The sequence below is a fragment of the Staphylococcus parequorum genome (assembly GCF_039237145.1).
GTDB classification, from domain to species: Bacteria; Bacillota; Bacilli; order Staphylococcales; family Staphylococcaceae; genus Staphylococcus; species Staphylococcus equorum_A.
This window is the reverse complement of the sequence record NZ_CP150682.1, coordinates 1,832,841-1,847,783: the sequence shown is the minus strand read 5'-3', so window position 1 is coordinate 1,847,783 and position 14,943 is coordinate 1,832,841. Positions and strand designations below refer to the sequence as shown.

13 protein-coding genes are annotated in these 14,943 nt (G+C 30.9%); 6 read left to right on the top strand and 7 right to left on the bottom strand.

Annotation, left to right across the window (positions count from 1 at the left end; translation table 11 throughout):
- Positions 1 to 97 precede the first annotated feature (97 nt).
- The 3 genes from AAA453_RS08955 to AAA453_RS08945 all read left to right on the top strand — a co-directional run bounded on the left by AAA453_RS08955 (position 98) and on the right by AAA453_RS08945 (position 3,605).
- Positions 98 to 757, top strand: coding sequence for a type 1 glutamine amidotransferase domain-containing protein (locus AAA453_RS08955; protein WP_069832130.1), 660 nt, complete (start codon positions 98 to 100; stop codon positions 755 to 757).
- 295 nt (positions 758 to 1,052) lie between these two features.
- A complete protein-coding gene (locus AAA453_RS08950; protein ID WP_427704483.1) occupies positions 1,053 to 2,315 on the top strand; it encodes an aminoacyltransferase in 1,263 nt (420 codons plus the stop codon).
- 30 nt (positions 2,316 to 2,345) lie between these two features.
- Positions 2,346 to 3,605, top strand: a complete 1,260-nt coding sequence (locus AAA453_RS08945; RefSeq protein ID WP_069832128.1) for an aminoacyltransferase — start codon at positions 2,346 to 2,348, stop codon at positions 3,603 to 3,605.
- A gap of 350 nt (positions 3,606 to 3,955) precedes the next feature.
- On the opposite strand, the gene AAA453_RS08940 is transcribed toward AAA453_RS08945, so the two are convergent.
- Entirely contained in the window at positions 3,956 to 4,477 is a 522-nt protein-coding gene (locus tag AAA453_RS08940) for a DUF308 domain-containing protein (RefSeq protein WP_427704482.1), read from the bottom strand.
- Positions 4,478 to 5,910: 1,433 nt separating this feature from the next.
- On the opposite strand from AAA453_RS08940, the gene AAA453_RS08935 reads away from it, so the two are divergent.
- Both AAA453_RS08935 and AAA453_RS08930 read left to right on the top strand, forming a co-directional pair.
- Entirely contained in the window at positions 5,911 to 7,029 is a 1,119-nt protein-coding gene (locus AAA453_RS08935) for a hypothetical protein (RefSeq protein ID WP_427704480.1), read from the top strand.
- Between the two features lie 15 nt (positions 7,030 to 7,044).
- Complete coding sequence (locus tag AAA453_RS08930; protein WP_427704478.1) at positions 7,045 to 7,374, top strand: hypothetical protein; 330 nt, start codon at positions 7,045 to 7,047, stop codon at positions 7,372 to 7,374.
- 320 nt (positions 7,375 to 7,694) lie between these two features.
- Here the strand turns inward: AAA453_RS08930 and AAA453_RS08925 are convergent, their stop codons facing one another.
- Positions 7,695 to 8,042: a hypothetical protein gene (locus tag AAA453_RS08925; RefSeq protein WP_427704476.1), complete on the bottom strand. Its 348-nt coding sequence runs from the start codon at positions 8,040 to 8,042 to the stop codon at positions 7,695 to 7,697.
- 251 nt (positions 8,043 to 8,293) lie between these two features.
- On the opposite strand from AAA453_RS08925, the gene pepF reads away from it, so the two are divergent.
- Complete coding sequence (gene pepF, locus AAA453_RS08920; RefSeq protein ID WP_427704474.1) at positions 8,294 to 10,102, top strand: oligoendopeptidase F; 1,809 nt, start codon at positions 8,294 to 8,296, stop codon at positions 10,100 to 10,102.
- Between the two features lie 113 nt (positions 10,103 to 10,215).
- On the opposite strand, the gene phoU is transcribed toward pepF, so the two are convergent.
- From phoU to AAA453_RS08895, 5 genes are all read right to left on the bottom strand, one after another.
- Complete coding sequence (gene phoU / locus AAA453_RS08915) at positions 10,216 to 10,866, bottom strand: phosphate signaling complex protein PhoU (RefSeq protein ID WP_046465297.1); 651 nt, start codon at positions 10,864 to 10,866, stop codon at positions 10,216 to 10,218.
- A 3-nt stretch (positions 10,867 to 10,869) separates the two neighbouring features.
- Entirely contained in the window at positions 10,870 to 11,751 is an 882-nt protein-coding gene (pstB, locus tag AAA453_RS08910; protein WP_427704473.1) for a phosphate ABC transporter ATP-binding protein PstB, read from the bottom strand.
- Between the two features lie 103 nt (positions 11,752 to 11,854).
- Entirely contained in the window at positions 11,855 to 12,766 is a 912-nt protein-coding gene (pstA, locus tag AAA453_RS08905; RefSeq protein WP_427704471.1) for a phosphate ABC transporter permease PstA, read from the bottom strand.
- 1 nt (position 12,767) lies between these two features.
- The gene (gene pstC / locus AAA453_RS08900) at positions 12,768 to 13,697 is read right to left on the bottom strand and encodes a phosphate ABC transporter permease subunit PstC (RefSeq protein WP_046465299.1); all 930 of its coding nucleotides are present in this window, start codon (positions 13,695 to 13,697) and stop codon (positions 12,768 to 12,770) included.
- A gap of 145 nt (positions 13,698 to 13,842) precedes the next feature.
- Positions 13,843 to 14,793 carry a PstS family phosphate ABC transporter substrate-binding protein gene (locus AAA453_RS08895; protein WP_046465300.1) on the bottom strand — a complete coding sequence of 317 codons (951 nt, stop codon included), beginning with the start codon at positions 14,791 to 14,793 and terminating at the stop codon, positions 13,843 to 13,845.
- Positions 14,794 to 14,943: the final 150 nt, after the last annotated feature.

The window sequence follows — 14,943 nt, the reverse complement described above, 5'->3', positions numbered from 1 at the left end:
CGCTATTAAGAGAGAATATATTTTTGAGGTGCATAGCATGCAATTTCAATGAATTAAATATAGCTATTCTCTTATTTTTAAAAAGAGGTGACATAATTTGAGTAAAAAAGTCTTGTTTATTATAACAAGTGTTAATCAATTTGAAGATGGTACACCAACAGGATTATGGTTAGAAGAAGCAAGTGAACCTTATGATATATTAACGGAAGCAAATATTAATGTAGATATCGCTACAATAAATGGTGGGGAAGTCCCATTAGATCCCAATTCTACACAGAATGGTGAACTTAATAAATATAAAGCATTTGTTGAGCAAACGAAATCAGCGTCAAGTATAGAAGATATAGACGTGAGTCAATACGACGCTGTATATTTACCAGGCGGTCATGGCACAGTATTTGATTTTGCACATAATCAGAAGTTAGCTTCTGTACTTGCTGACTTTAAAGCAGATGATAAAATCATTGCATCTGTATGTCACGGTCCAAGTGCTTTTGTCGGTGCTAAAGATAAGAAAGGCAACTTCCTAGTGAAGGGCGTGACGTTAACTGCATTTACAGATGAAGAAGAACGTGCAATGGGCTTTGAGGAAAAAGTACCTTTCTTAACTCAGACAGAATTAGAAAATCAAGGCGTCAAATTTGTAACTCAGGACAACTTCACTGAACATGTGGAAACAGATAATCAATTTATTACTGGTCAAAACCCACAATCAAGCGTAGCAATAGGTGAAACATTACGAGACGCTTTAAATTAGAACATAGTATCATAAGGCGTGGAACAGATATAAATGTTCTACTCCCAACTATAAAGAAAACTGGAAAACTTAATAAGTTTTCCAGTTTTTATTGTTATAACAATGGCAAATGTGTTTAATTGCTTATTCTTTGTTAAAATATAAGTAATGATATAATAAGACATACATAAAGTTCATGTATAATGAATTTATATATGCTATTGATTTAGTTTTATAAATGGTTATTGTATAATAATCAAGATTGAAGTTTAAACTCAAATAAAAAAAGAACTATAAACAAATAGGAGTATACAAAATGAAATTTACGAATTTAACTGCTAAAGAGTTCAGTACATTTACAGATAATATGCCAAATAGTCATTTTACACAAATGGTAGGAAACTACGAATTGAAAATTGCAGAAAGTACAGAAACACACTTAGTTGGTATTAAAAACAATGAAAATGAAGTCATTGCAGCATGTTTACTGACTGCAGTACCAGTAATGAAGTTTTATAAATATTTTTATACAAACAGAGGACCTGTTATAGATTTTGAAAATAAAGAACTTGTTCATTACTTCTTTAATGAATTAACTAAATATGTTAAAAAACATAAAGGTTTACATTTAAGAGTTGACCCTTATTTAGCTTATCAATATCGTAATCATGATGGAGAAGTGTTAGGAAATGCTGGTCATGACTGGTTTTTCGACAAAATGAAACAATTAGGATACAAACACCAAGGATTTTTAACTGGTTTTGATCCAATTCTTCAAATTAGATATCACTCAGTATTAGATTTAGCAGGTAAAACAGCTAAAGATGTACTTAACGGCATGGATAGCCTACGTAAACGTAATACAAAAAAAGTTCAAAAGAATGGTGTTAAAGTAAGATTCTTAGAAGAAGATGAGTTACCAATCTTCCGTTCGTTTATGGAAGATACATCTGAATCAAAAGAATTTGATGATAGGGAAGATAGCTTTTATTATAATAGATTGAGATATTATAAGAATCGTATCTTGGTCCCGTTAGCTTATATGGACTTTGATGAATATATCGAAGAATTAAAAGCAGAGCGTGATGTCTTAAGTAAAGATATTAACAAGGCGATTAAAGATATAGAAAAACGACCAGAAAATAAAAAAGCGTATAATAAGCGAGATAATTTAGAACAACAGCTTATTGCAAATCAACAAAAAATTGAAGAAGCGCAATCGTTACAGGCTGAACACGGTAATGAATTACCAATTTCTGCAGCATACTTTATTATTAACCCCTTTGAAGTAGTTTACTATGCAGGTGGCACTTCAAATGAATTTAGACACTTTGCTGGTAGTTATGCGATTCAGTGGAAGATGATTAATTACGCTATTGACCATAATATAGATAGATATAACTTCTACGGTATCAGTGGTAATTTCACAGAAGATGCGGAAGATGCAGGCGTAGTGAAATTTAAAAAAGGATTTAATGCCGAAGTAGTTGAATACGTTGGGGATTTTGTAAAACCTATTAATAAACCAATGTACAAAATTTATACGACATTAAAAAAAATAAAAGATATTAAGAAGTAGATATAAATTATAGAAGGGAACTAAGCTAGAATGAAATTTACAGAGTTAACCGTCAAAGAGTATGACAATTTTGTACAAAACCCAGCATTAGAGAGTCATTACTTTCAAGTAAAAGAAAATATTGCGACAAGAGAAGAAGATGGATTTCAAGTTGTACTATTAGGCTTAAAAGATGACGACAATCAGGTTATTGCTGCTAGTCTTTTCTCTAAAATTCCTACAATGGGGAGCTATGTTTATTATTCTAATCGTGGTCCAGTTATGGATTACAATGATTTAGGTTTAGTAGATTTCTATTTACGTGAATTAGATCATTATCTTCAACACCATAATTGTTTATATGTCAAAATGGACCCGTACTGGATTTATAAAATATATGATAAAGATATCAATCCATTGCCAGAACCAGATAAGAATGACGCATTAGTCAACTTATTTAAATCTCATGGGTATACACATCACGGCTTTACGACTGAATATGATACATCTAGCCAAGTAAGATGGATGGGTGTATTGAACTTAGATGGCCAAACACCAGCATCTTTAAAAAAACAATTTGATAGCCAAAGAAAACGTAATATCAATAAAGCAATTAATTTTGGTATTAAAGTTAGATTGTTAAATAGGGATGAATTCGGTCTTTTCTTAGATCTTTATCGAGAAACTGAAAAACGTGCTGGCTTTGTATCTAAAACAGATGAATATTTCTATAATTTCATTGATAATTATGGTGATAAAGCTTTAATACCTTTAGCATATATAGACTTAAATGAATATATTGAAAATACACAAGAGAGTATTAATGATAAAGAATCACGTAGAGATCAAATCATGCAGAATGAAAATAAATCAGATAAACAGTTGAAGAAAATTACAGAACTGGATAAACAAATAGAGCATGATAAAAAAGAGTTAATGCATGCAAGTGAATTAAGATTAACAGATGGTGCTATATTAAATTTAGCTGCTGGTGTATATTTTGCAAATGCATATGAAGTAAACTACTTCTCTGGTGGCTCATCAGAAAAATATAATCAATATATGGGACCTTATATGATGCACTGGTACATGTTGAACTATTGTTTTGACAATGGTTATGGTCGCTATAATTTCTATGGTTTATCAGGCGACTTCACTGAAAATAGTGAAGATTACGGCGTATATCGCTTTAAACGTGGATTTAATGTGCAAATTGAAGAATTAATCGGCGACTTTTATAAACCAATTAAGAAAACAAAATATTGGTTATTTAATACGTTGAATAATGTTAGAAAAAAAGTAAAAAAATAGCAAAAAAAGAAAGCATACTGGTATGTAAGCCCTAATCAGTATGCTTTCTTTCGTTCTGAAGTTAGTTATATTAGGATGGCAATTCCAATATAACAATGAACTAAAATGTGGAATAGTCTGAGATGTTAATTCTTGTTGTTCCCACATTTTTTAGTATAGCATAGGATTTTAGCAATGCAATAACCTTACACTATAATAATTTTATAGTAAAATTTATTTTTATAAAATTATTAAAATAATATATGTAATAGTTATGAAAATATGAAAAGCGCACTACAAGACGACTTGTAGTGCGCTTTCTAGCATGATTTTTCAAAAATGCGCCCTATTTATTTACAAGTTAAGGATCATTAAGATAATGCTCTAATGATATAAGTTATACCAATAATAAAGAACACCGCACTCATGAAGATAGCAACTAAAATTGCCACCATAAGTGGATTAAACAGTAAAATAATACCGAAAATAATTGTAATAATGTTCAAAATAACCGATATAATATGGAAACCTTTATTTGATTTTTCAAGTGGCGTTACCGTAAACATATTAAATAACGCATTAATAATAAACCAAATAGCAAATAAATAAACAATAAATGTCGTACTTGTAACGATATTAAATAAAATCAATAACCCTAAAATAATGTTAATTACACCAAGTACAAGCACTATGGTTGAAGCATTTTTATCTGTTTTTTTCATTACACGACGAACGAAAATTTCTAAAAAACCGTTAATAATAAATAGTAGTCCTATGAGCCATGTAATAGCAAATAAGTTTTCTTCAGGAAAACTTAAAATAAACACGCCAATAATTAGAAAAATGACGCCAATCACTAAACTAGACCATTTGATTCGGGAACGTTCCTGCATAAATTTCACTCCTAAATGATTATCTAAATAGTATATACCCAAATGACAGAAAAGAACACGTTTTTTATAGGTGCCTATATTTATGTTATGTAACCCTATAAGTATATGCTTTAAATAAAAGACCATTTTTTAAGGATTGCTATAAAATTGAAGGAGATATCAATCTAATAGCAAGATTAAAGAACAAAGTATTGTTTGAGCTTAAAATCACTAATTCATAAAAATAAGACGCTGAGAAGTCGATTTCTCAGCGTTTAAATATAAGTTCATGAGTATATATCCATGTAAACACACGTAAAATTGTGAGTTTAGATCATTGTATAAAATAACCGAAAACAAGATAAACAATATCTTAGCTGCATACAGTCAAAACAAAACTTGTATAGATATTTACGTAGCTTGAAAGTTAATAAAGTACAATTATAATTAGACATTAAGTGAGATGCGTATAAGTATCTAGTAAATGTTAAATGATATGACGTTATGTATATGCATGAAAAAGCTAAAATAGGATTAATAAGTAGTAAATGCTAAATACATAATATATATGATAAAAATAGCTATATAGATATGTAACTTTTAAAATTTACTTTTTAGTTTACATAATATATATTATAGGAAGTTATACTTGTTAATAATTCGTTACAGTTAAATGGTTGTACTATCCCTTCTTAACTGGATATGTATAATTAATAAAATAAGCCTCTAACTATTATCTAATTGAGACTGTATGATTTTTCTTTGATTAAGTTGCAATTCATTTTGATTGTTTTAAATTAAGTAGTATTTTAGTATACCTTTCAAGAACACTTTCATTTATGTTTAAGATTTTCATAAGCAAATTATTATTTGAATCTTGATCAATACTAATGTTTTCTTATTTTCTAATAAATGTTGCACAAAAATAAAATAGTGTATTTCCATTTACGTATTGTGAAACATTTATTTATTGTCCATTTTCCCTGCTTTCTTCTTCAATTGATTAAGATGCGTAATTCTAATTATTTTAATTATATCTGGTAAAAAAACCGCGATAATTAAAAGTACAACCATTATTGTCATAATAAATGAAACCTCCTTATTTGTTCTTTGACTTTTGGTCTAAGTAATTTAAATAACCAAGTGATGTAAATGCAACTGTTTTAGAATAGCTGGTGTTTGTACTGCAAATACGAATATTAGCAAACTTCTATTTCATTCGCTTCCCCCACTTTTTCAAAGAACGATGTATGAAGTAATTAAACTATTAAATTTACATATTATATAATAAATTTAGGAATAATAGGAATCATCTGGTCCAATTTTTTTAATAATCGAACCTAAGTTCTGTGATGAATAGTTAGATTGTTATTTATTCCAGTACTTAGATTAGTACTGGTTTACTTAACTAATTAATTGTATAATTAAAATATAAAATAAAGGGAGATAGAGATATGAAAAAACTACTAGTGGTTACAACTTTATCGGGTGCATTGTTATTGGGAGCTTGTGGTAATTCTAATTCATCAGAAGATAAAAGTTCAAATTTAGAACCAGAAAAACAAGAAGAAGTATACAAGAAAGAAACTAAAAAATTAGGATCAGCAATTGTTAAAGAATCTGAAGCTGAATCTGATTCTGAAAGCAAAGAAGCTGTAAAAAATCTAGAAAAAGCTATTGATAGATACGAAAGTAAAACAAAAAATTTAGATGGAATCGATACAGGAATCGGTGATCATGCTTTAGAAGTTGCTAAGATTACAGAAATTCTTGGAAATAGAATGTTCGATTTAGATGAATTTAAAGAAAACAATCCAGATAAGGAAAAAACTTATGATCTTGCTCTTATGGATACAGTTGTAAATGCTGCATTCTCTATAGAAAGTATGAGTTCAGAGTATGAAGATTATGATGTTTCTTCTAAAAATGAATACTTAGGCAAAAAAGCTAATGAAGAAATTACTGATATATTAGCAATAACTTCAGGCTATGAGTTAAATGAATTTGTTGAAGGATATGGCACTCTAGTAGTCGATTATGATGAAGATCTAAATGATGATCAAACAAAATCTTTATCTAACACAGATTATAGAGAAAAATTAAATAAGTTAATGATTACTGAAGAAGCTGATGTTTCTAAAAACGAGTACAACGAATCAGTAAATATGTTTAATAAATTCGCTCCAGAGTTCCTTCATTATAAAGAAGTTGATAAGATGGTTTCATCTACAGAAAATATGAATATGATGGATATAAGAAATGGTGTTGTCGGTGCTAACACAGACGCTGGTATAGATAGTTATGAAGACGTTGAAGGTGAAGCTAAAGATATGGAAGAAGAACTTGGAGAATTTGGTGATACAGAAGAAGATACATCTTCAGAAGAATCTACTACTTCAGAAAAATCTGATGAAAGCACAGAAGATGATAGTGGCTATTCGGCAGAAGCTTACAATGATTTAGTTGATGAATATAATAGTCTTACTGATGGTGAAAAAATGAATCATGTGGATGAAGACGTATTAGATATTGAATATGAACAGCTAGATGATAGAGTTACAGCTTTACAATAGTAAGGAGGCTAACTTATGAAATACTTGTTCGATAGTAAAGGTAATCATATAGCAAATGTTATTAATGATAATTTGTTTTCTGTTAAAGGAATAAATATTGGCCATTGTGTTACTGATCTAAATATCTTTATTGATATATATGGAAAGTATATTGGTGAAATCATATATGAAGACAGACTAATGTATAATAAATCATCACCATTTAAAAATAAAAAATTTGGTATATATGGTGAAACTAGTAATGGTGGAATATATGGAATTCCAAGAGGAAGACATTCTATAGGAAATATAACTGGTTATACTGATACGAATTTAGAAAGACTAATATTTTTAAAAGACTTATAAAGATAATTGAGACCGGGAAATTCCCGATCTCATTTTTTATAGATTTAACTCTTTGTTTAATAACTCTTGATCTTTATCTTTCAAATACGACATGGTAGTTTCATATGACGATAGGAGTGAGGATTGAAATTTATTTCTTCTCCAGTAAGTTTGGTTAAAACTTTTCTGAAACTGATTGTCCAATTATAAAGAGTTTTATATTTCGCTACTCGTTATCTTCTTCTTTACAACAATACATAGACTTTCAATTTTTTAACGCGAATTTAAAGATATAATTAAAAAAATGAACTGTAACTTAGATTATAGCTACAGTTCATTTTTTATTTTTGTTTATAATCTTCTAATTCATCTTTTGGGATGCCACCACGTTTACGTATTTCTTTTCTAGCTTTCTTTTCGCGGCGTTTACGTCTCCAGTTACGTGTCATGTACCATATTACAAAGCTTAGGATTAAACTTAATATAGTCATAAACGCAGCAAAACCTAATAAAGGTTCATATGTAATATCTTGAAAATTTGGTATTAAAAATGCTGATATTGCTAATACTACTAATATTAAGATTGGTGCAGTAAACCATTTATTTAAGACAAGATTGCAAAATACTGTTACTAATATGACAGCTACTACAGTAATCCATAAAAAATTAGGCATATCAAAAATAGTCATTAATTCCTCTCCTTTTTATTTAATATTTATACTTTACTTACATTATATATATATCATACTATATTTTCTATATAAATACATTCAGTCTTGAGCAGTATAATTTTATATTAAATTAATAAAAAATACGTGTCAATCCAATTCGGTTTACTGTTCCCCACTTTTAATATAGATAAACTTTCGATTATCATTTATCCGGGTCATTCATGTATAATTAACTGTGAATACAATATAAATGTAGAGGAGTAGATTATATGGCTGAAACACTACCATTTAGAAATAATGTTCCAATTGAAGAAACGTGGGACGTAACTGACTTATTTAGTTCTGACGATGCATTTTATAATACATTGAATGAGACTTTAGAACAAGCTAAGGCGTTTAATCAACAATATACAGGTCACTTACATGAAGTAGATATTGTTGAAGATGCACTGGATGCATATTCTGAACTATTAATTCAATTAGATCGAATGGCAAATTACGCTGAGTTAAGATTGAGCGTTGATACGGCTAATGAACATGCACAGACATTAAGCGCAAAATTGTCTACATCTTATGGAAAAATCGCTAGTGAACTTTCATTTGTAGTTTCAGAAATATTAGAACTTTCTGATCAAACACTTGAACAACTTGTTAAAACATCGAAGTATCCACACTTTTTAACAAAATTAAAAGCGAATAAGGCGCATCAATTATCTCCAGAAGTTGAAAAAGTATTAGCAAGTTTGTCCCCTACTTTTGAGAGCGCTTTTGAACTTTATGGAACTACAAAAATGTTGGATATTGATTTTGAATCATTTGAATATGATCATCAAACATATCCTTTAGATTATGCTACTTTTGAGAATGAATATGAAGATAATCCAAATGAGGCGTTTAGAAGAATAAGTTTCAAACATTTCAGTAATGCATTAAGTAAGTATCAACATACGACAGCTGCGACATATAATATGCAAGTGCAACAAGAGAAAATCGAAGCAGATTTAAGAGGATATGATTCTGTTATTGATTATTTACTACAAGAGCAAGAAGTGACACGAGACATGTTTAACAGACAAATTGATGTAATTATGAGTGATTTAGCGCCCATTATGCAAAAATATGCGAAATTAGTTAAACGTGTTCATGGCTTAGATGTGATGCATTTTGAAGATTTAAAAGTTTCTATTGATCCAAATTATGAGCCCGAAATTTCAATAGAAGATTCTAAACAATATATTTATGGTGCTTTAAATGTACTTGGTGAAGATTATTTGAAAATGGTTGAAGCTGCTTATAAAGATAGATGGATAGATTTTGCACAAAACAAAGGTAAAGAAACAGGTGCCTATTGTGCGAGTCCATATGCTTCACATTCATATGTCTTTATATCATGGACTGGTAAAATGACTGAAACCTTTGTGTTAGCGCATGAATTAGGTCATGCGGGTCACTTTACTTTAGCACAGGAACATCAAAATTATTTAGAATCAGAAGCTTCGATGTATTTTGTAGAAGCACCTTCTACTATGAATGAAATGCTTATGGCAAACTACTTATTTGAAAATAGTAATGATGCTAAATTTAAACGTTGGGTAACAGGTTCTATTATTTCAAGAACGTATTATCATAATATGGTTACGCATTTACTTGAAGCTGCTTTCCAACGTGAAGTTTATAATAAAGTCGATCAAGGCGAATCATTAACTGCCCCAGTACTTAATGACATTATGCTTGATGTCTATAGTCAATTCTTTGGAGACAGTGTGAAACTGACAGAAGGCGCAGAGTTAACTTGGATGAGACAACCACACTATTATATGGGATTATATTCATACACGTATTCAGCGGGCTTAACAATTGGTACAGTGATGTCTCAACGTATTCAAAATGAAGGACAACCAGCTGTTGATGCTTGGCTAGATACATTGAAAGCAGGAGGTAGTAAATCACCAGTAGATTTAGCCGAAATTGCAGGTATAGATATCCGTACGGAACAACCATTAAAATCAACAATTGGCTATATTGGCAAACTTGTTGATGAACTAGAAACATTAACTGATGAAATTGAAAAGAAATAACGTTTTATAAAATTTAAAAAGCACAATGGCAATTTAGAAGATCATCCACTTTCATTTATCTGAAAGCGAGTCATCTTTATAAAGCCATTGTGCTTTTATTATGTGTAACATTCTTATTTATTATAGGATTCATAACGTTCGCCTGTAATAAAGAAATAAATATTCTCTGCTATATTACAGATATGATCTCCAATACGTTCCAAATGTCTTGCAGCTAAATGTGCTTGCCCTGCAACGAAAGGATCATTATCTATTAAATACGTTGTGTTTACAATGTTTTTATAGATATCATCAATATCTTTATCACGATCAATGATTTCTTTTATTAAGGTAATATCATTGTCTTTTACTGCATCATCTAAGTCTTTTAACATTAATAGCGCAAGTTTTCCCATGGTGTTGAGTCTCGTCAGTACATATTCATCAATAATTTTTGCACGTAATCTAATTTTCGCTATACTTGCTGCATTATCGCCTATACGTTCAAAATCAGTAGCGATTTTTAAAGCGGCCATCATTAAACGTAAATCTGTAGCAATCGGTTGTTGCTTAGTGATAAGCATGATTACTTTTTCATTAATTTCAGTTTCTTGCTCATTGATTTCTTTATCCTTAGCTATTGTTTGTCTGGCATAATTACGATCTTCTTCACTTAACGACGTTAGTCCAAATTCTATATTACGATATACATAAAGACCAAGTCGACGTAGATCTTTAATAAGTCCGTCTAGTTGGCCTTCATATTTATGTCTAATTGTCGCCATAGATTAACCGAAGCGACCTGAGATATAATCTTCAGTTTGCTTATCTGCAGGATTAGAGAAGATCTTATCAGTGTCGTCGTATTCATTAACATAGCCGTTAAGGAAGAAAGCAGTTTTATCAGAAACACGAGCAGCTTGTTGCATATTATGCGTAACAATGACGATTGAATATTGTTCTTTAAGTTCTTGAACAAGTTCTTCTATTTTTAATGTTGATATTGGATCTAAAGCTGACGTTGGCTCATCCATTAATATAACATCTGGTTCGATAGCTAATGTACGCGCAATACAAACACGTTGTTGTTGTCCACCTGATAAACTATAAGCGTTTTTGTCTAAGTCATCTTTTAATTCATCCCAAATTGCAGCGCCACGTAAAGATTTTTCAACAATTTCATCTAAGACTTTTTTGTTTTTAATACCATGGATTTTAGGACCATAAGTGATATTATCATAAATTGATTTAGGAAATGGGTTTGGTTGTTGGAATACCATCCCTACATTTGTTCTCAATTTTTCAACTGAATATTTATTATCGAAAATATTTTTATCACGGTACATGATTTTACCAGCAGTTTTAACAGATGGTACAAGTTCAACCATACGATTTAATGCTTTAATGTATGTTGATTTACCACACCCTGATGGCCCAATAATCGCTGTTACATTATTTTCTAAGATATCTAAGTTAATGTTTTTTAATGCATGATTTTCGCCATACCATAAATCAAGATTTTTAGTTGAATAGACAATTTTCTTTTGGCTATCTGGAATTTTATTGTCTGAATGGTTTGGTTCAATAGTAGCTATTGGTGAGTCATTACGGTCGGTATGTGATTTTATTGTATCGTTCGTATCGTTATTATCTATAATTTGTTTATTCATAATTAAAACTCCTTTTTATAGGCTAGATGCTAAGGTTTTACTGAAACCCTAGCACATTCCCATTTACTAGCCTTTTTTAAATAATATTTATCGTGTCTTAAATTTAGTATTTTTTACTATATTTATTTCTTAAGAATATCGCTATTGCATTCATTAATAGTAATATAACGAGTAATACGATAATTCCTGCCGATGCAACGTTTTGGAATTCTTCCTGTGGTAATTTTGTCCAGCTATAAATTGACATTGGTAACGCTTGGAATTGATCGAATATTGTTGATGGTAGCTGTAATAAAATCGTTGGTATACCAATTAAAATTAATGGTGCTGTCTCACCTAATGCACGAGATAGTGCTAAGATGAAACCTGTCAAAATACCAGGAATCGCCGCTGGTAACACAACACGGCGTATTGTTTGCCATTTGTTAGCACCTAGTCCGTATGAAGCTTCTTTTACAGAACTAGGTACAGATCTTATAGCTTCTTGGCTAGCTACAATGATTACCGGTAAGATAAGTAATGACATTGTTAATGCAGCCGCTAAAACGGAGTTTCCAAGTGCAATTGAATCGATACCCATACCTCTTACGAAAATTGTAAGACCGAGTAAACCGAATACGACTGAAGGTACACCAGCTAAGTTTGAGATACTCACTTTAATAAAGTTTGTAAGTGCATTTTCTTTAGCATATTCTTCTAAATAAATTGCAGTACCAACACCTAAAGTAATTGTTATCGGGATAATAGTAACCATTAACCATATTGTACCGATAAAGGCACCTTTAATCCCTGCCATAGAAGGCGTTGATGATGAGAAATTAGTGAAAAATGATGGAGTTAAGTGTCCAGCACCTTTTATAAGTGTATCAATGAGTAATGCCGCTAATACGAGCAGACCAACCATTGTACAGGCAAAGAAAGCCCATTTATTAACATTATTTGTCGTTAACCTTCCAGAGAGTTTCTTTTCAACTGTTTGTTGATCTACGAGCACGTTTTTGTTTGTTTCAGTCATATTAATACTCCTCTCTGAAACGTTTCGTAATCCATTGAGAAATCAAGTTCATTACTAACGTGAATAAGAATAAAGTGAATCCTACTGCATAAATACTATAGTAAGTATCAGTACCAAATGTTGCATCACCTGTTGCTACTTGAACGATATAACCTGTCATTGTTTGGATAGACCCTGTTATATCAAGTGATGCACTCGGTGTACTACCTGCAGCAAGAGATACGATCATAGTTTCGCCAATTGCACGTGAAATTGCTAATACAATTGAGGCCATAATACCTGAAGTTGCAGCTGGTAAAATAACTTTAGTTGCTACTTCAAATTTTGTAGCACCTAAACCTAGTGCACCTTCTCGCATTTTGTTTGGTACAGATGACATTGCATCTTCACTCATACTTGATATTAATGGAATAATCATTACACCAACTACAAGACCTGGACTAATAGAGTTGAAACTACCTATGTCTGGAAAGATTCCACGTATTAACGGTGTAACAAATGTTAGAGCAAAGAAACCGAATACGATTGTTGGAATACCAGATAATATTTCTAATATTGGTTTGATAATACTTTTAGCACGTGGCGAAGCATATTCACTTAAGTAAAGTGCTGCACCCAGACCTAATGGCACTGCTACGATTGTCGCTATTACAGTTATTTTCAACGTACCTAATATTAATGGCCAAATTCCAAATTTAGGATCAGATGAGAATGGTGTCCATTCCATCGAAAAGAGAAATTCTGTAATAGGAATACGTGTGAAAAACGTAATTGTTTCAGTTAATAATGTGACTACAATGCCGATTGTCGCTAATATAGAAAAAATTGCTATTGTACCTAAAATAATAGGAACAATTTTATCGCTTGCACCATTTTTATTGGCGTTGTTTTTTTCAATCATTTCGCTTACGGAGCGGTTTTTATTCGCCATGTTAATATCCTTCCTTCATATAGACTCCGAAATTGTTAAAAAAAGGTTGGGATATTTAGAAATAGAGAAACAAAGTGGACGTTATTCCCATCGCCACTTTGTTTTCTAATACAGAATCCCGACCTTTAAGATTTACAGCTATGTGTTATTTGTCTTCTTCTTTGTCTTTGCTTTCTTTACCAGTAATCTCTTTTAATTCATCTAGTTGTTTTGTGTAATCTTTTTCTGGTAGAGCTACAAATCCTGCTTCTTCAGCTGATTTACCTTTGTCTTCAAAGATAAATTTCATGAAATCTTGGAATCCTTCATTTTCTTTTAGTTTTTTCTCGTTTGTATAAATGAACAATGGTCTACTTAAAGCATATGAACCATCTTGAATTGATTCTTTAGTTGGTTTAGTAACTTTACCACTATCATCTTTGATTTCAACGGCTTTTAATTTATCTTTATTTTCTTCAAAGAAATTATAACCGAAGTAACCAATACCTTGTTCATTTTTTTGAACTGATTGAACGATTACGTTTGTATCAGCGTTTTTCTCTGCTTTGATATCTCCGTCATCCATAACTTCTTCAGTGAAGAAATCATACGTACCATGTGATTGGTCTGGAGAAAATGATTTGATTTCTTTATCTGGCCATTCAGGATTAACATCTTTCCATGATTTTGCTTCGCCAGAATAAATATCTTTCAATTGATCTTTAGTTAATTCGTTTACAAAATCGTTTTCTTTATTAACTGCAATTGTTACGCCATCTTTTGCAACTTCAAATTCATTATATTTGATACCTTTATCTTCTAATTTTTTCTTCTCTTCATCTTTTATTGGTCTAGATGCGTTTGAAAAATCAGTATTCCCTGAAATGAATTTTTCGAATCCGCCACCAGTACCAGATGTACCAGATGAAACTGTAACATCGGAATTTTCTTTAGCAAATTTTTCGTTTAATTTTTCAATGATTGGACCTACTGTTGATGAACCGTCGCCTTTAACTTCGCCTTCGCCGCCACCAGAACCAGCATTTCCGCCGCCACAAGCGCCTAATAAAAGTGAAGAGCCAATTACTGTAGTTCCAAATACTTGCCATTTTTTCATTGAAACATCCTCCTAATAAATAAATAACCCTTAAAAGTTATATGTATTTCTTACAGTTCCTATATTACACACAATTTATTAAATACAAATATAGATACTGTAAATGTTTTGTTAATTTAAGGTTGCTTCTATTTACAAAGTTTATAAACA

Coding starts and splice junctions, on each gene's coding strand:
- AAA453_RS08935 (WP_427704480.1), top strand. CDS start 5,911: ATGAAAAAACTACTAGTGGTTACAACTTTATCGGGTGCATTGTTATTG.
- AAA453_RS08940 (WP_427704482.1), bottom strand. CDS start 4,477: ATGCAGGAACGTTCCCGAATCAAATGGTCTAGTTTAGTGATTGGCGTC.
- AAA453_RS08930 (WP_427704478.1), top strand. CDS start 7,045: ATGAAATACTTGTTCGATAGTAAAGGTAATCATATAGCAAATGTTATT.
- AAA453_RS08950 (WP_427704483.1), top strand. CDS start 1,053: ATGAAATTTACGAATTTAACTGCTAAAGAGTTCAGTACATTTACAGAT.
- pstB (WP_427704473.1), bottom strand. CDS start 11,751: ATGAATAAACAAATTATAGATAATAACGATACGAACGATACAATAAAA.
- AAA453_RS08925 (WP_427704476.1), bottom strand. CDS start 8,042: ATGACTATTTTTGATATGCCTAATTTTTTATGGATTACTGTAGTAGCT.
- pstA (WP_427704471.1), bottom strand. CDS start 12,766: ATGACTGAAACAAACAAAAACGTGCTCGTAGATCAACAAACAGTTGAA.
- AAA453_RS08895 (WP_046465300.1), bottom strand. CDS start 14,793: ATGAAAAAATGGCAAGTATTTGGAACTACAGTAATTGGCTCTTCACTT.
- AAA453_RS08945 (WP_069832128.1), top strand. CDS start 2,346: ATGAAATTTACAGAGTTAACCGTCAAAGAGTATGACAATTTTGTACAA.
- pstC (WP_046465299.1), bottom strand. CDS start 13,697: ATGGCGAATAAAAACCGCTCCGTAAGCGAAATGATTGAAAAAAACAAC.
- phoU (WP_046465297.1), bottom strand. CDS start 10,866: ATGGCGACAATTAGACATAAATATGAAGGCCAACTAGACGGACTTATT.
- pepF (WP_427704474.1), top strand. CDS start 8,294: ATGGCTGAAACACTACCATTTAGAAATAATGTTCCAATTGAAGAAACG.